This is a genomic window from Terriglobia bacterium (assembly GCA_020073495.1).
GTDB lineage: Bacteria > Acidobacteriota > Terriglobia > Terriglobales > Acidobacteriaceae > JAIQFD01.
The window spans coordinates 691,070-708,440 of sequence record JAIQFD010000001.1 but is presented as its reverse complement, the minus strand read 5'-3'; the positions used below and the strand labels follow the sequence as shown (position 1 = coordinate 708,440).

Annotated in this window: 14 protein-coding genes; 8 read left to right on the top strand and 6 right to left on the bottom strand. The window is 59.5% G+C overall.

From position 1 onward, the window contains the following. Window positions 1-31: 31 nt before the first annotated feature. The 7 genes from LAN37_03230 (at window position 32) to LAN37_03200 (ending at window position 8,302) form a co-directional block, all read left to right on the top strand. Window positions 32-946 carry a KpsF/GutQ family sugar-phosphate isomerase gene (locus LAN37_03230; GenBank protein MBZ5646220.1) on the top strand — a complete coding sequence of 305 codons (915 nt, stop codon included), beginning with the start codon at window positions 32-34 and terminating at the stop codon, window positions 944-946. Between the two features lie 83 nt (window positions 947-1,029). Next, the gene (locus LAN37_03225) at window positions 1,030-1,239 is read left to right on the top strand and encodes a hypothetical protein (protein ID MBZ5646219.1); all 210 of its coding nucleotides are present in this window, start codon (window positions 1,030-1,032) and stop codon (window positions 1,237-1,239) included. A 139-nt stretch (window positions 1,240-1,378) separates the two neighbouring features. After that, window positions 1,379-3,148, top strand: coding sequence for a proline--tRNA ligase (locus LAN37_03220; GenBank protein MBZ5646218.1), 1,770 nt, complete (start codon window positions 1,379-1,381; stop codon window positions 3,146-3,148). 90 nt (window positions 3,149-3,238) lie between these two features. After that, entirely contained in the window at window positions 3,239-3,526 is a 288-nt protein-coding gene (locus LAN37_03215) for a DUF4845 domain-containing protein (protein MBZ5646217.1), read from the top strand. 166 nt (window positions 3,527-3,692) lie between these two features. After that, window positions 3,693-6,290, top strand: coding sequence for a PBP1A family penicillin-binding protein (locus LAN37_03210; GenBank protein ID MBZ5646216.1), 2,598 nt, complete (start codon window positions 3,693-3,695; stop codon window positions 6,288-6,290). Window positions 6,291-6,368: 78 nt separating this feature from the next. Further along, a complete protein-coding gene (locus LAN37_03205) occupies window positions 6,369-7,190 on the top strand; it encodes a tetratricopeptide repeat protein (protein MBZ5646215.1) in 822 nt (273 codons plus the stop codon). A 125-nt stretch (window positions 7,191-7,315) separates the two neighbouring features. Beyond that, window positions 7,316-8,302: an IS1595 family transposase gene (locus LAN37_03200; protein ID MBZ5646214.1), complete on the top strand. Its 987-nt coding sequence runs from the start codon at window positions 7,316-7,318 to the stop codon at window positions 8,300-8,302. 615 nt (window positions 8,303-8,917) lie between these two features. Here LAN37_03200 and LAN37_03195 read toward each other — a convergent pair. From LAN37_03195 to LAN37_03170, 6 genes are all read right to left on the bottom strand, one after another. Beyond that, entirely contained in the window at window positions 8,918-9,766 is an 849-nt protein-coding gene (locus tag LAN37_03195) for a hypothetical protein (GenBank protein MBZ5646213.1), read from the bottom strand. 910 nt (window positions 9,767-10,676) lie between these two features. Further along, entirely contained in the window at window positions 10,677-11,099 is a 423-nt protein-coding gene (locus LAN37_03190; GenBank protein MBZ5646212.1) for a hypothetical protein, read from the bottom strand. A gap of 910 nt (window positions 11,100-12,009) precedes the next feature. Then, window positions 12,010-12,531, bottom strand: a complete 522-nt coding sequence (locus LAN37_03185; protein MBZ5646211.1) for a hypothetical protein — start codon at window positions 12,529-12,531, stop codon at window positions 12,010-12,012. A gap of 559 nt (window positions 12,532-13,090) precedes the next feature. Then, the gene (locus LAN37_03180; GenBank protein ID MBZ5646210.1) at window positions 13,091-13,660 is read right to left on the bottom strand and encodes a transposase; all 570 of its coding nucleotides are present in this window, start codon (window positions 13,658-13,660) and stop codon (window positions 13,091-13,093) included. A gap of 503 nt (window positions 13,661-14,163) precedes the next feature. Continuing rightward, window positions 14,164-14,418 (bottom strand): hypothetical protein, encoded by a 255-nt coding sequence (locus LAN37_03175; protein ID MBZ5646209.1) that lies wholly within the window; start codon window positions 14,416-14,418, stop codon window positions 14,164-14,166. A gap of 760 nt (window positions 14,419-15,178) precedes the next feature. After that, a complete protein-coding gene (locus tag LAN37_03170) occupies window positions 15,179-16,273 on the bottom strand; it encodes a sensor domain-containing diguanylate cyclase (protein MBZ5646208.1) in 1,095 nt (364 codons plus the stop codon). 211 nt (window positions 16,274-16,484) lie between these two features. Here LAN37_03170 and LAN37_03165 point away from each other — a divergent pair, with 211 nt between their 5' ends. Further along, window positions 16,485-17,366 (top strand): DUF4115 domain-containing protein, encoded by an 882-nt coding sequence (locus LAN37_03165; GenBank protein ID MBZ5646207.1) that lies wholly within the window; start codon window positions 16,485-16,487, stop codon window positions 17,364-17,366. Window positions 17,367-17,371: the final 5 nt, after the last annotated feature.

Here is a 17,371-nt window from a genome sequence, read left to right as displayed (position 1 = left end):
GCGCGAACTGGCCGAGCGCATCGCCGGCCCCATGGCGGGCGCTTTCCAGCGCGCCGTAGACCTGCTGTTCGGCTGTGCCGGGCGCGTGGTCGTCACCGGCATGGGCAAAAGCGGCCTGATCGCTCGCAAGATCGCCGCCACCCTCAGTTCCACCGGCACACCCTCGCTCTACCTGCATCCGGCAGAGGCGCTGCATGGCGATCTGGGCATGGTGGTCGTCGGAGACGTCGTCATCGCCCTTTCCGCCAGCGGCGAAACCGACGAGATCGTCACGCTGCTCCCGATCCTCAAGCGCCTGGGTGTGCCGCTGGTGTCGTTCACCGGTGATTCGCTCTACGCCCCGCAATCGCCGGCGCGCGTTTCCACTCTCGCGCAGGCCGCCGACATCGCGCTCGACTGCTCGATTGCCAAAGAAGCGTGCTCCCTTGGCTTGGCCCCGACCGCCTCCACGACAACCATGCTCGCGCTCGGCGACGCGCTCGCGGTCGCGCTGGCCGAGCGCCGCGGCTTCCGCGAAGAAGATTTTGCCGAGCTCCATCCTGGCGGCAAGCTGGGCAAGAAGCTGGCCCGCGTCTCGCAACTGATGCACACCGGCGACGCCATCCCGCGCGTCACCCCGCAGACCAAAATGCCCGACGTCATTTACGAGATGTCGCGCAAGAAGCTGGGCATCACCACCGTGGTCGAAGGGGAGAAGCTGCTGGGCATCATCAGCGACGGCGACCTGCGCCGCCTGCTGGAGCGCCGCGGCAAAGACGTCCTCGACCTCACCGCAGGCGAGTGCATGACCCGGGATCCCAAAACCATTTCCCCCGACGAGTTCGCCACCAAGGCGCTTAATATCATGGAGCAGAAGAAGATCACGTCGCTGGCCGTGGTGGACGCCAGCGGCCGCATCGCCGGCATCCTGCACCTGCACGACCTGTGGGGAACCGAAATGGTGTAATTCTTCGATTTGTGATTTGCGATTTGTGATTCGGGCTGGCGATAAACTGAACCACAAATCACAAATCACCAATCACAAATGCTATGTACCACTACGATCCCAACACCGCCCTCGAAGAGCTGAAAGAAGATGTCGTGCTGCCCAACCCGGTGCACGTACGCGACATGATCCTGCGCAAGCACCCGTCGGCCGGCCAGTCGCTGGAGCTGAACCGCAAGTTCCTGGCCTACCAGAAGGACTTCGCGGAACTTCAGAAGCTGGCGCGCGACATCCTCGAGCAACTGGCCCGCTGAGCGTCCGCGTGGGACAGCCGCCCTCGGCTGTCGCGTTCCGCTCTAGTCGCGACTACCTCGCCGCCGGCCAGTACTTCTGCCTTCTAACTTCGCCTATCCGTTACAATAAAAATTTCTGTTCTCGATAAGGATCGAATTCATGCACAGATGGTCACAACTCTTCATCCCCACGTTGCGTGAAGCGCCCGCCGACGCGGAAGTGGCTAGCCACAAATTCCTCCTCCGCGCCGGCTACATCCGCCAGCTCGGGGCAGGCATCTACTCGTTCCTCTTCCTCGGCCACCGCGCCGAGCTGAAGATCACGCAGATCGTCCGCGAGGAGATGGACAAGATCGGCCAGGAGTTCTACCTGCCCGCCATCCATCCCCGCGAGCTGTGGGAAGCCAGCGGCCGCTGGTCCGCCATGGGCGACAACATGTTCCGCCTCAAGGACCGCAAGGGCGCCGATTTCTGCCTGGGCATGACCGAAGAAGAGGTCATGACCGAGATCGCGCGCAAGGAGCTGCGCAGTTACAAGCAGTTGCCGCAGATCTGGTACCAGATCCAGGCCAAGTTCCGCGACGAGCCCCGCCCGAAATCCGGCTTGCTGCGCGTCCGCCAGTTCACCATGAAGGACTCGTACTCCTTCGACATCGATCCGGCGGGACTCGACATTTCCTACCAGAAGCACTACGACGCCTATTGCCGCATCTTCGACCGTTGCGGGCTGAAGTACGTGGTGGTCGAGGCGCACTCCGGGGCCATGGGCGGCTCGCAGTCGCACGAGTTCATGGTCTACACCGACGCCGGCGAAGACCTGGTGGTGAGCTGCCCCAAGTGCAAGTACGCCGCGAACCTCGAAAAGGCGACCTCGCGTCTCGATGTGGTCGAGGACTATCCGCCAGTCGGCGACGGATCCCCTACGCCGGTGCATACGCCGGGAATGAAGACCATCGAAGACGTCGCCAAGTTCCTCAACGTCTCACCGAAGAACAAAATGAAGACCCTCGCGCTGATGGCGGTGGAGCACGAGGACGGCAAGGAGACGAAAGCGACGCCCGTCATCCTCTTCCTCCGCGGTGACCACCAGCTCAACGACGCCAAGCTCGTCTCCGTGCTTTCCGTCGCCGAGACTCGCCCCATGCATCCCGAAGAGATCCAGGCGGTCTTCAAGTCACCCGCCGGGTTCCTCGGTCCCATCGGCTTGAACGAGCGCGAGTACAAGGGTATCAAGGCCAAGGTGTTTGTGGACCGCGCGCTGCTCGGCCGCAAGAACCTGATCGCCGGCGCCAACAAGGAGGACTACCACTTGCGCAACGTCACGCCCGGGCGCGACTTTCAGGTGGCGGAGCACGAGTGGGCCGACCTGCGCGCGGTCGAAGCCGGCGAAGGCTGCCCCAACTGCGGCGCCCCTCTGGTTGTCGCCAAGGCGGTCGAGGTCGGACACATCTTCAAGCTGGGCTACAAGTACTCCGAGTCCATGGGCGCGACGGTGCTCGACAAGGACGGCAAGGAAGTCACCCCCATCATGGGCAGCTACGGCATCGGCATCGAGCGCATCCTCACCGCCGCCATCGAGCAGAACCACGACGAGCGCGGCTTCTGGCTGCCCGCCTCGATCGCACCCTTTCACGTGATCGTGGTCGTCATCAACAGCAAGGACAAAGCTCAGGCCGAGGCCGCCGAGAAGATCGCGCGCGACCTCGAAGCCGCCGGCCTCGACGTCCTGCTCGACGACCGCGACGAGCGTCCGGGCGTGAAATTCAACGACGCCGACCTGGTCGGCGTCCCCTTCCGGGTGACGGTTGGCAAGAAGGTTTCCGAAGGAAATGTGGAGGTCGTCGTTCGCTCGACAGGGAATAAGCAGGATGCTAACATCAGCGCGGTTGCAAGCCAGTTGAAGCGTCTTCTCCAACATCCGGCGGCCTAGGGGCCCGATTCCCGGCGCCGCTGAGGGACAAGGGCGATGAAAACGATCAAGGCTCTGTTTGGCTTATGCGTTATCGTGGCGATGTTTTATATGGCTTGGAAGGTCTTGCCGCCCTATTTTTCCAACTACCAGTTCCAGGATGAGCTCGAAAATCAGGCCCGGTACTTCTCCTACACTCCGAAAAGCGAGCAGGAGATCCGGGACACCATCGCGAAGAAGGCCCACGAATACGACATTCCCTTGACCTCCGAACAGGTCAAGATCCAGCGTATGGGGAACGACCTGGCCATCTCGGCCGATTACACGGTCCACATCGATATCCCGATGTATCCCTTCGATCTGCATTTCTCGCCGGCGACCAAGAACCGGCGGATTTGATCTGGCGAAGCTCTGGCCGGTGGGCTACCAAGCGCCCCTCCGTGAAAACATCTAAAATGATGGCAGCCGAATACCCGGGGGTGAGATTCTGGGCTCGGCTGGATAACGCTCTGGCCTTTTATGCCGTCTCAGGTAAGTAGGGCCTGGTGCTCCGCGCATTCTATCCATGGCAGTCAAGCTGAAGCTATCGAAGGCTAGGAAGAGCGCCCCAATCCCACCGGCCGCCGTCAAGGCAGCGGCGGCGGCGCTCATCGTCGTCTGCACCTTCCTGTTGAGCGTCTTTGCCTGGTATTACGTGAAGTATCAGAGGATCGTGGACCGCCGCATGAGCGGTCGCATCTTCTCCAACGCCGCCAAGATCTATGCCTTGCCCAGGGAAGTCCGCCTGGGCGAAAAGGTCACGAGCCAGGAGATCGCCAACCAGCTTCGCCGCGCCGGCTACAACGACGCCGGCGACAGTCGCTTCGGCACGTACCACCTGCAGAGCGGTGGGATCCAGATCGTCCCCGGCACGGAGTCTTATCACAGCGCCGATGGGGCGGTGATCCACATCACTGACGGCAGGGTGGACCGCATCGCCTCCACGGCCGACAAGAACGGCCAGGACCTGTCCGCCTACGAGCTCGAGCCGCAGCTGGTCACCGCCCTGTTCGAAGGCGAACAGCGCTCCAAGCGGCGCCTCATCAGCTACTACGACATTCCCAAGGTCCTGGTCGACGCCGTCCTCGCCATCGAGGATCGCCGCTTCTTCGAACACGGCGGCGTGAACTACTACCGGCTGGCCGAGGCCGCGCTGGTGGACCTCCGCTTCGGCGGCAAGCCGCAGCAGGGCGGCTCCACCATCACCATGCAGATCGCCCGCGGCTTCTTTCTGACCCCGGAGAAGAAGTTCACCCGCAAGCTCTCCGAGATGCTCATCGCCGTGCAGTTGGAGCAACGCTTCAGCAAGCAGCAGATCTTCGAGCTCTACGCCAATTCGGTGTACATGGGCCAGCGCGGCTCGTTCACCATCAACGGCTTCGGTGAGGCCGCGCAGGCCTATTTCGGCAAGGACATCAAATCGCTGACCCTGCCTGAAGCGGCCTTGATCGCGGGCATGATCCAGCGCCCCAACTACCTGAATCCCTACAAGAACCCCGAGCGCGCTCTCGAGCGCCGCAACCTGGTGCTGGAGTCCATGGTCGAGACCGGCGCCATCAACCGCGACGAGGCCGACCGTGCCAAGGCCACGCCGCTCAAGCTCGCGCCCCCCAACGTCGACGCCACCGACGCTCCCTACTTCGTGGACCTGGTCAAAGACACGCTCACCCAGCGTTACAACGAGCGGGAACTGAACGAGAACTCCTATCGCATCTACACCACGCTCGATCCAGACCTGCAGCGGGCCGCCGCCGAGGCGGTCCAGGCAGGCATCAAGCTGGTGGACGAGCAGGTCGCCAGGCTGCGCACCAAGCGCGTGAAGGTAGGCGCCGGCCAGACCGCCAGGACCGAGACCAAAGTCCTGCCCGGCCCGCAGGCCCAGGTCGCGCTCGTCGCCCTCGATCCCCACAGCGGAGCGGTGCTGGCGCTGATCGGCGGCCGCAACTACGGCGCCAGCCAGTTGAACCACGCTGTCGCCAGGCGTCCCACCGGCTCGATCTTCAAGCCGTTCGTCTACGGGGCGGCCATCAATACCGCTCTCACCAATCCCGAGGGCGCCTTCACTCCCGCGTCGATGGTGGACGATTCCCCGACCACCTTCAGCTTCGGCGACCAGATCTACGAGCCGCGGAACTACAAAGAGGAGTACCACGGCCCGGTGACCGCCCGGTATGCGCTGGCGCAATCCTTGAATAATGCGACGGTGAAGGTGGCGGAGATGGCCGGCTATGAGAACGTCGCCGCTCTGGCGAACGCCGCGGGCATCACCTCCGTGAAGGCCACGCCTGCCATGGCCCTCGGTGCCTACGACGCCAGCCCGCTCGACATGGCCAGCGCCTACACCGTCTTCGCCAATGGCGGCACTCATGTGTCGCCCATCATGGTCAAGTCCGTGCGCGACGCTCAGGGCAACGTCATCGAAGACTACAGCCCCGAAAGGCGCGATGTGCTCGATCCCCGCGTTGCCGCTGTCATGACCAACATGATGGAGGGCGTGGTCAATTTCGGCACCGCTTACCCGGTGCGCGCTCGCGGCTTCAGCGCCCCCGCCGCAGGGAAGACCGGCACTTCGCACGACGGCTGGTTCGCCGGCTACACCAGCAACCTGCTCTGCATTGTCTGGATCGGCTTCGACGACTACAGCGACCTGCGCCTGAGCGGGGCGGTGACCGCGGCGCCCATCTGGGCCGAATTCATGAAACGGGCCGTGCAGATGCCGCAGTACCGCGATGTCCAGTCGTTTCCCCAGCCTCCCGGCGTGGTCGAAGTCACCCTCGACAAGGTGACCAACCGCCTGGCCACCTCCACCTGCCCCGACGACTACACCGCCGAGTTCATCGCCGGCACCGAACCGCGCGACACCTGCGACCAGAGCGACCACCGCAGTTTGTTCTCCCGCATCTTCGGCCTCGGAGCCAAGCCGGCCCCTCCGGTGTCTAACCCTCAACCGCAATCCGGGGCACAGGCCCAGCAGCAAGTCGGCCAGCAGCCACCGGAGAAAAAGAAAAAAGGTTTCTTTGGGAAAATCTTTGGTGTCTTCAAGGGTGAGGACGACCAGAACAAGCAGCCACCGCCCGCCAATCCGCCCCCGCCTCCCAACGCGGGCGGCAGCGCTCCTCGCTAGGCTGCGGCCCCGTTGCCGGGCCACTGTCCTTGCGGAGCGGCGAGTGGTTGGAGTAACTGGAGAGAAAGAGGGTCCGCCATGCTTCGCCTTCTCGCACTGACCACGTGCATCCTGGCCGCTGCCGTCGCTTTCGCGCAGGGGCCCACTCCGCTGACCGGCCCGGCCACCCAGGAAAGCACGGCCCTGGCCCCATCGCAATTCCATCATGCTGAGCCGCCGGATCCCAACATGACCGCGTCGCAACTGGAAGGTCAGGCCGATACCCTGCGCGCCCAGAAGTATTACGCCGACGCCATCGATTATTACCGGGCTGCGCTCGCCAAATCGCCCAAAGCGGCCTCGCTGTGGAACAAGCTGGGGATCGCGGAGCTCCAGCTCATGCGATACGTCGATGCCGGGAAGGACTTCGATCGCGCCGTGAAACTCGAACCGGGGCTGTCCGACGCGGTCAACAACAGGGGCGTCGTCTTCTATATCCAGCAGGATTACAAGAAAGCCATCAAGCTGTATCGCAAAGCCATCGGATTGCGGCCCGGATCAGCGTCCTTCCACAGCAACCTGGCGACCGCACTCTTTTCACGCCAGGAGTTCGACAAAGCCAGTGCTGAGTACCTCCGAGCCCTCGAACTCGATCCCGACATCCTCGAACGCCAATCCAGCGGCGGGATCCAGGCGCATATCGCCTCCCCCCAGGACCGCGCCCGCTACTCCTACGTCGTGGCCAAGCTGTACGCGCGCAACGGCAATTTCGAGCGCTCGCTGCACTATCTCCGCAAGGCCATAGAAGAAGGCTACCCGCACATCGAGTCGGTCTATAAAGACGAGGAATTCGCCGCCTTGCGCAAGGACCCGCGCTTCGAGGAGCTGATGAACTCCAGGCCGCAAGCGATACCTCAGTAGGGAGGGACCCTGGTTAACCCCCTACCCCCCACCCGAATCTGTTGAAACAAAGGACTTAGCTGCTGATATCCGTAGGTAAAAATATACTTGACTAACCCAAGTCTTTCGGCTATCCTTTCCTTGCTATGAAAGACCCCAAAGAAATCAAACTCCCACGCACCTTGCAGCAAGCCGTGCAGATGTACAGCGACGGGCAGACCTGCGTGGATACTGTTGCTGCGCTACGTTGGCCCGATGGCGTGCCGCGCTGCCCGAAGTGCGCTAAGACTGAGCACTACTACATAAGCACTCAGCAGCGATTCAAATGCAAGGCGTGTCGCCATCAGTTCTCCGTCAAGCAAGGCAGCATTTTCGAGGACTCGCCTATCCCGCTCTCCAAGTGGCTGATCGCGACTTGGATGCTGGCGAACTGCCGCAACGGTGTCAGTTCTTACGAGATTGCACGCGCTACCGGAGTTACCCAAAAGAGCGCATGGTTCATGCTGCATCGGCTCAGACTCGCCATGCGGAATCGTTCTGGCTTTAAGCTTGGCGGCCCAGGTTCGGAGTGCGAAGCGGACGAAACTTACGTTGGCGGCAAGCTGCGCAATATGCACGTTCGCAAACGCGCCGAATTGCGCGGATCGGGCGGCGCTATCCGCAACAAGGCGATTGTGATGGGAACTATTGACCGTACTGCTGGCAAAGCGCGTGCTGAAGTCGTGCCGTACCTGCATCGGGACACTATGGATGCGATGGTGCGGAAGCACGTCAAGTATGGTTCCACTGTCTACACCGACAGCCACATCGGATACGACCACTTGGGATGGCGGTACAACCATGCGGTCGTGAATCACATGGAAGAGTACGTCCGTGGCCGCGTACACACTCAGGGAATCGAGAATTTCTGGTCGCTGCTGAAACGCGGATTGAATGGCACTTACGTCTCAGTCGAACCGTTCCATCTGCATCGCTATTTGGATGAGCAGGTTTTCCGCTACAACAATCGAAAAGACGAAAACGATAAGCCTGTGCCGGACAGTGTGCGCTTCGCAGAATTGCTATCGCAGATCGCGGGACGCAGGCTGACTTTTGCGGAAGTCACTGGCAAGGTGGGAGAAACGACTAACTAACCCTGTGCGCGGGAAGCGCGGCCCGAAGCGGAAGTCTTAGGTTTGGGGCCGCGCTTCGGCAATCCCTCACGCGATTTCTGATATTCCAGTTCACGCGCTTTCAGCTCCTCTTTGCTGCATTGGAGCACGCGCCGAAGTGTGCTTTGGAAAGCCGTGTACTCGTCCGAGGGCTTGGGTTTAGACTTCATGCTTCCAATCATAACTCACATCGTGGTATTCGGTTGCGTGCAAAAGAGAGGAAGTGCAGTTATGGACACCATAGAGAATCAGACCGCGCGTGGAATCACAATCTACATGGACGGTAAACGTTTTATCTGCTGTTCCTTCACCGAGTGCATACTCGTGTATGGAGGTAGCGATTGTGTATGGGTGGACTCTATGTTCGCTAATTGCACCATTCGGCTCGATGGCCCAGCCGATCGCACGGCCACATTCCTCCGCGGTTTTGGATGGACTCCGCCCAAGAGCAATGACCGACTTATAGATATTCCTATACCAACGTCGGGCCCAGTTAACTGAATAATGGAGCAGAGAGGCAATTGACACACGCAATCCTCTGCGCTAATGTGCGCTTAGAGATTGCGAATTGTGGCCCCGACTGGCATCGTGGCTTTTCTATTTCTTCTGCCTTAATTCAATCTCCTGAGTTCGTTTTCGACCGAATTCAATTCTCTGCCGCTGTATTTCCGCCGCGCCATCGGTGAACACCTTAACCAAATCAGGTATGCAATCGTCAATCATTTCTGGCTGATAGGCGTTCCCTGGGGCATGGAGATGATGGTAAATAGCCAAGTCTCCAGCGGAAATCTTTTGCCATTCCGAATAGGCCAGCATATCAGCGGCTTGCAGAATCGGGTGGTCTCTCTTGGAGCCGAGCGCGGCAGTAAGGATTCTCACTGGAGCTTGCGGCGGTTCAGACTTTTTCAGGTCATTCAAAATCTCAAGCGCCTGCCGCGAATTTCTGTGCCCATCCTCAACCAGAATGTTCACATCTTTGCCTAACTTAAATACGTCCATGTACAGTGAAGCGCCCAGTAACAGTACATTAATTGCACAGCTATACGCGGTTCCATATCGTGAGCGAAATTCAGGAGAGGTAGTCTCTTCATATTTACTGAGATCAATTCGGACAGTCATTCCAATACGTAACCTCAGCCGAATAAGGTTCACGAGATTTTGCAGCAGGCGCTCCCGCTTGGGCCTATTTATCCCTGCGAATATTCCGCCCAATGAATCGGAGAATTCCTTTGAATGGAAATACGGGAGGTGGTGTTTTCTCAGAAAGGCCCGCCAGCGACGTTTTAGTTTACGCGCATCTTCCCCGACCCCGAGTTGCATTGACACGAGCAGGATTTGGTCGCTTCCGCTTTCGTCATAGCCCAGATCAATCGCCATTAACAAATCTCCATCGTCCCACCACGATGGGTCATTGTCGCTTACTGGCAACTCTAAAGTGCTCTTCACCCTTCATTTTTTAGCACTCTTGGTTAGCCAGATAGATTGATACCCCCGCTTTTATTTGCATTTGGGTTAGCCAACTATATTCTTACCTATCCGTACGGTCTGTCGGGAAGTCCCTTTGTTTGCAATGCGGTGCTTGCAAGATCAGTTATTCAAAGGAGTTAACGGAGGAGAAATTCATCTGCCGCGGATTCACGCGGACCAAATGGAAAAGGACTCAACACAAAGGACACAGAGGAGCACAAACGTACACAAAGGAAGTCCAGGCAGCGGATTTTCAAAGAGCGGCGGCGGCGCGAGGGCAGTGGCGGCGCGGGAGGCGCTACCTCCAGAGTAGCAAATCGAAGAGTTGTGGACGTGTGGGTGCGGAATGCGAAGGGCAACGGAATCAATGAGTTACAACAGGCGGGAAGGCGGCGCTTGACATTGCTAAAAGCTATACTTGGGGGTTGCTAAGGGGCGTGATCTCAGCGGCTTAGCGTCTTACAGGCGAAACTGCACAAGGCAAGTTTATTTTTATGATCCCCAGACGAGCAAAACCGGCTCGTCTGGGGCACCCCCTTTTACCTGGGCCACCCGCCGGCCCGCTGCTGGCTGTGACTGCGTTCGGACGGCCCTCCCCGTCCACGCCATAAGTGAAAGTGGGTAGCCTGTACAGCAACCGCCAGCGCTGCACTGCGCCGGAGATTATCTAACTCCCGTGTTTTCAGTGGTTACCCTACAGCAACCAAAGTTGCTGTGCAGCACCCATTCTGGGGTGACGTGTCATGGCTAAACCCGATGCCGAAGGCAGCGCAAAAACCCAGCCCCAAGGCCGGAGCCTCGGGAACCCGAAAAGGTCACCCCAACCACCGGCAACCGTCACCCCGGCAGCATCGGGCGGCCAGAGAGCTGTCCAGACTCAACGCGGTACTTACTCTTCGCAAAGCGGGCCTTTTGTTTTCAGTCGCCGATATTCCGACTGCGAGAGATGGAGCTTGGCGCGAACTTGCGCTTGGAGACGCTCAAGCCTTTCGTTCTTCACTTCGTCACACTCCTTGTTGGCGCCAAAGACATCTCCAGTATAGGGGTCAACTGCATACATGCCCGCGACCACACTTCCTTTAGGTAACCCTTCCCAAACCACCGTGAAGATCAAAAACCTCGGGCTCGGGTTATCTGGGTCGTCGAAGTGTTCCGCTTCCACTTTTGGCAGCCGTCTCTCCTGCGTGGTGAGGGATGCCATAACGAGCGCTCTGGCTTGCTCGACCGTTAATTTGCGCTCGGCAGGTCTACCCGCCATGGCTGTTGTTGAGTAGAGAGAGACCAGAAGGAAAAGTACAATAACCCTCCTCATTTCATTACCCTCCCATGCAAGCGCTGACAAGAGTGTACGGACCGCGGTTTTTCGGACTCGTATTGACCATAAAAGCTGGATAACCAGAGTTCCCAGTCGCATACCCATGCTGGTTCAAGATCGTAAAGAATTGGCGGGTGGCCCACCGTTCGCGCCGAGTTTCTTGCTCACTCACAGAATAAAATCTGAGGGTGCCCCACCGTTTGCGGCACCGTCTTTGGCGGGTGGCCCAGACAACGCCAGAATGTTACACCTCTCCATGATGGGGGTGCCCCACCCAACGCGGTTTTCGTTGGGTGGGCGTGATTCTGCCTCGGCGCATCGGCGGTTGATTCTTAAAGAAATGAATGGTCGGCCCTAGAGGACGATTTTAGAACTTTTCTCAGGCTCGGGATGCCTGACCTGCTCCCGATACGGGCTCGACTCTGACCAAGACCCCCGCCCGAGCGAACACCGCGCTCGGACGGGGCACCCTCGGAATTCTCGCAGAGGCGGTTGCCCGGGCCACCCACCAGGTGGCCACGTGCCCCCGTGTGTCCTTGACAGTGCCTTCGCTGTTATCGAGGGTCACGCGTCTCCGAGGCCGGTGACGAGAACAAGGTCGATGACGGCATTCACCTAAAGAACCCTAGCGGAATCAACAAAAGCACTGCGAATACAAACGCTGCATACTGAAAGATGCGACTCATGAGATCAATCTTGCCCGATGGATACAACCGTCTATATTCCCTCCTCACCCTCGCCATTTTCGCCGGATGCATTCCCCAGTAGGAAATTTGTTCACCGTCAGGTAATTTTCGATTGACCTCCCCGATCTCCTGCCACAAGAAAAATGCGGACAGTATGCCGCAGCTGGACCCGAGGGCAAGGAGTATGGCGGCAGATACGCTAAATGTGATCATGTCGCTGCCTACTTGCACAGCTGCCGCAGGCCATATAAGGCCAAATCTGCCAACCCGAGCGGGTTACTGAGATTGGTCCAAATATTCCCCGCAGGCTTGGGTTTCGTAGTCCAAGTGTAAGAATAGCTCACTGTGGGTGGTCCTGGGATCAGGGTCGCACTGACACTTCCAGAGACGACCTTGACTCCATTCGACGCCCAAGAAACAGAGCCGCCCGGGCCTTCGCGTGCGCTCACGGTGACGTTGCTAAAAGGCCCGCTGAAATCCGAATTAGTGAATTGGCCGTTTCCCTGAAAAATCAGCCCGACAGAACCCGAGGCCGATGCGCCCCCGTTCCAGCCTCCTTGTACACCACCACTGGCAAAATTGCTCACTTCGCCGCTGTTGTAGTTCACGACCTGTTGAAGGGAGCCGGTTTCTCCACCGATCAGTCCGACCGAGCCGCCAGCACTCGTCATCCTTCCCTGCGGAATGGCGCTGCATATCTTTTGTTTTAACCCGTTGTTTGCGGCTACACCAGTCCCGTTCACCTAGGCTTGACCCACCACACTCCCGTATCCAAATCGATCAATAACCGGACTTCATGTCGCTTCATCTCAACCGGATAGCCAGAGTGATCGAGGACGACGTTGACATGATCGGGGGGAGTTCCAGGCTCTATCCTCCAAACACCCTTCCTTTCTGATACAGCCTTAGTTGCTCCTCCCTCGACGAGATCGTATGTTCCATCCGATTGCAGAACCAGATGGTTCAGATTGTGATCCGTCGCCCGGCTTTCTGGGTCCTTCGAAACAAACGTGTAGTTGCCTGCAACGTCGTGTGGCGTGACCGGCGGCTGTGTCGTATGACACCCCACCAGCACACAGGCTATCGTCATCAGTATCAGTAATAATCGTAGTTTCATGATCAATGGCACGTCGCAGTGATGTTGTACGTCTGGTGAGTATTTCCCATCGATGTTGGGTACCAGTGATTGGCGGGTGGCCCACCGTTCGCGCCGAGTTTCTTGCTCACTCACAGAATAAAATCTGAGGGTGCCCCACCGTTTGCGGCACCGTCTTTGCGCCGCAAAGGGTGGGCTACCAGGTTTCACGCGGCAGGCTGAATCCGCCGTAACTTCGCCGGCCTCCAGCCGTAGTTGATCTTCACCAACCCTTCCTCCCCGAAAGCATAAGCCCGGAAGCTGCTCCACCGCCACAGTTCCGGCGTGCTCACCAGCCTGCGTCTCACTGGATTCTGGTGCATATAATCCAGCTTCTCCACTCGTTTGCGTTGGCTCCAGACATTGAGATCATAGAACCGCCGCTGCCAGAAGTGCGGCTCGGCTTGGAATGGCCACAGTTCTGATTGTTCCCAGCCGTGGTGCAGGGACTGGCGCGGGCCTTTCGGCAGCAGCCGGCGCGCCACCCGCTGCTTCAGCACCTGCATGACCGCGGACGGATCTCCGACCTCCGGTTCACTGATCAGCAGAAGAATGTGCTCCGGCATGACCACGTATCCCACCACCACGAATCGGTACCGCTGGCGTACTTGCTCCAGTATCTTCGCGAAGGTGTCGCGCCGCTTCGCCGTCCCCAACAGCGGCCGCCGGCGGTAACAACTGCAGGTGATGTAGTGCAGGTCTCGCCCGTTGTAGACCCGTTTCAGACCCTTGGTCACGCTGCCAGTCTAGCCCGCCAACTCGGTTCGGGCGCAGGACATCTCTCGTTCAGTTTCCGCTGAACCGAAGGCTGCAACGGGAGGGGCCCTCTCCTCAACACTGAGTGCTGACGGCTGGTGGCTGGAAATGGTCGGCCTTAGAGGACGATTTTAGAACTCTTATTTCGGCAGCTTAAGATTTGCCAAGCAGAGCGGCTGGCAGAGTAAGCGTCCGACAGGCGAACCGGCGCAAGGGAAACTTCATTTTTGTCACCCCGGCTTACCTGGGCCACCGCCCGGGTTGTAGGTGGGCTGGAACCTACTACGGCCCCGTCCCCTCTCCTTCGTTCGAAATCATACTTGGCTGTGTGCGGAATTCGGGGAGCAGGTCACTCAGGAACGGGATCGGCAGCGGCAAGACGGCAAGGCCGCGCCACAGATCGGCGCGGCCAGAAAACCAAACCCGCAGCTAAAGAAAAAACTCTCAGGACACCTGCCAGAACCCTGAGTACCCTGCCTGACCCTCACCCGCTCCCGGATCGCGGCGCTGTCGTTTTCTGTTGAGTGGCCGGGATCGGGACTTGTAGGCTCAGCGTCCCATTCTTCAGGTCCACGGCACCGGTCTCGGGCATCGCACTTGAGACGTCCTGCACCGAGATGTCGACCCCACCGCACTTGATGGCCTGGAAGTCGATTACTGCGGGTTGTTTGTAAGTGACCTCCAGACGCGATGACGTCGGCCAGTTCATCTTCAGGTCTATAGATTTTGCATCTTGCATGAAGAGCAAGACTTCGATTGGAGCCTTGGGACCCTTGGTATGCTTCAGAAACACAGTGGTTAGCAAGGCAGCGTTTCCGGGACCACTGTATTGATCTGTGCGAGCTATCGCAACCCACCGCCCATCTGGAGATCGAACTTCTGTGGACCAGATCGTCGCGACATTGCTACAGCCAGACAGAAAGGCGCACCCTGAAATGGCTAGGATCAGCATCGTCTTGCGGAGTGCAGAGCGGCTGTCTCTGACACGCTGGATGGTCGGGTCGTCCGTACATCCCTCAAGATTATTCTCTACTTGTGGCATAGAGTCCCCATCTGCTGCGCGCTAAACCCGTAAGTGATATTCATGACATTGACTTCGGGCGTGAACTGGTATTTCGGATCCATCACTGTGCCTGCCGGGTAGGAGGATCTATATTGCGCGTAGATGTCCGCCCCGGTTAGCGCCTGATTGAGAGTGTATCCCGCAGCGCTCATGTAAACCCCGTACACATAGTTTGGCGGGTGGCCCACCGTTCGCGCCGAGTTTCTTGCTCACTCACAGAATAAAATCTGAGGGTGGCGGGTGGCCCAGACAACGCCAGAATGTTACACCTCTCCATGATGGGGGTGCCGGGTGCCCCACACGAGCCGGTTTTGCTCGTGTGGGCACCAACCGTCTTGATTGCGGTGCGCCGATGGCTTGTAAGAACGCTCTGGAAGTTAACCGAGTACTGAGTACTGAGTAATGAGTACCGAGTACTCAGTTCCGAACTAAACCCTTACTTCACGATCCCCTGCTGCGCCACCGCAATGTTGTCGCGGGTCGAGTTCTTGACCATGTACATCATCTCGTCTGCCTGGCGGATGATCTCGTGCGCGCTTTTGGCGTCGTCGGGGTAGGAGGCAAGGCCGAGGCTCGCCCGGATGTTGAGGTTAAGATTGTCGTCCTTCAGCATGGGAGCGGTGCGGAAGACGTCGCGGATGCGCTTGGCCACCACCAGCGCCGCTTCCTTGCTGGTCTGTGGCAGCAGGATCACGAACTCGTCGCCGCCGTAGCGGAAGGCGTAGTCGATCAGGCGCAGGTGGCTCTTGATGCTGTATCCCACCTCGGCCAGCAGCTTGCTTCCGACCAGGTGGCCGTGGGTGTCGTTGACCTGCTTGAAATGGTCCAGATCGATGAACAACACGCTGAATTCGTAGCCGAAGCGGGCCGAGCGGTAGACCTCGGCTTCCAGCGTCTTGTACAGGTGCCGCGCATTGTACAGGCCGGTGCAGTCGTCGGTGATGGTGAGTTCCTGGATCTTCTCCACCGCGCGCGCGTTGTCGATGGCGATGGCGGCGTAGTCGCAGAGCGCGTGCAGGAAGAACATCTCCTTCTCGACGAAGGTCTCGACCGCGCAGTTGATGAGCTGGATCACGCCCAGCACCCGCTGCTTGGACTTCAGCGGCACGCAGATGATGGAGCGGGTCTGCCACTTGGTCATCTCGTCGATGCGCTTGGCGAAGCGCGGGTCGGTGCGCACGTCGGGCACGATCAGCGACTCGCCGTGCCGCGCCACCCATCCCGCGATGCCCTCGCCCATCTTCAGCCGGACCGTCTTCAGGGCCTCGGCGGCGTCGCCCACTGCGATGGCGAAATACAGCTCATCCTTGGCCTCGTCCACCATCAGCAGCGACCAGGTGTCCGGCCGGAAGTACTCCGCCATTTTGTCCATGATGGTCTGCAGGACGGAGTCCAGGTTGAGCGAAGACGTAAGTGCCTTCGCAACATCGTGGAAGATGTTGAGCTCCTGGATCTGTCGATGACGGTCGGCCGCGGCAGCCTCAGACATGAGTGCGAGAGTCCCTCGTCCTGGCGGAGAAGCGCGGCTCATTATATGCGGACTATTTCTGCAGCAGCAACAACCTTTCTGGACCCGGAGTAGCTTCGGTAACAACCCTGGCATTGCCCCAAAGTCATTGCTGACAAAGGCTTTCGGCCTCGATTTCCGTTTGACAGCTTTCCCCTACATACCTATCATGGCCGCCATCTACCAGTAAACCTCCCGCTCTCTTGCCGTCTGGCCGGGAAAGGTGCGCAGGACCATGGGATCGTTTGGCGAACGCATGCAGCGTGAGCGCGAAATGCGCGGGATCACGCTGGAGGAGATTGCCGAATCCACCAAGATCGGCACCCGCTCCCTGCGCGCGCTCGAGGGGGAGGATTTCGACAAGCTTCCCGGCGGCATCTTCAACAAAGGATTCGTCCGCGCCTACGCCAAGTATCTCGGCATCGATGAGGAACAGGCGGTCACCGATTTCATGGCCGCCTACGGGGAGTTCCAGCAGCAACAGCCGGCGTCCACTACGCCCGAAACCCCGGCAGCCGAGGAGCCGCTGCTGTCACTGAACATGCTGGTGGTGGGCGGCGCGATCGTCCTGCTGGTGCTGATCTTTGCCGCCTGGCGCTTCCACGAACCCATCGCCGGAGCTGCCAGCCGCATGGTGCACCGGGCGAAGCCCGCACCGGCGGCGCAGGTGCCCTCGACCGTCGCGGCCGCTCCGAAGCCCGCCCCGGCGGCTCCTGCGGCCGCTCCTCTGGACAACATCTCCACGCCCGGGGCGGCCAGTAACTCGCCGGCAGGCGTTCCTGGCGCCGCTCGCACGACGGCTTCCGCGGCGTCGCAGAATCCCATGTTGTCCGGCGCCAGCACGGTGAGTCCCGCGGTAGCGGCGCTTCCCGGCGAGTTCGTGCTTCAGATCCGCGCCCGCCAGGATTCCTGGGTCTCGATCACCGCCGACGACAAGGTCCTCATGCAAGGCACCTTGAAGGGCGAGAAGACCATCCGGGCGAAGAACAAGGTCGTCCTCACCACGGGCAACGCCGGGGCGGTCGAGCTCTCGTTCAATGGCCAGCCGCAACCGACGCTCGGCGCCGGCAACCAGGTCAAGACCGTCGTTTTTACTCCCGACGGCTTGCAGCGATAGAGGAT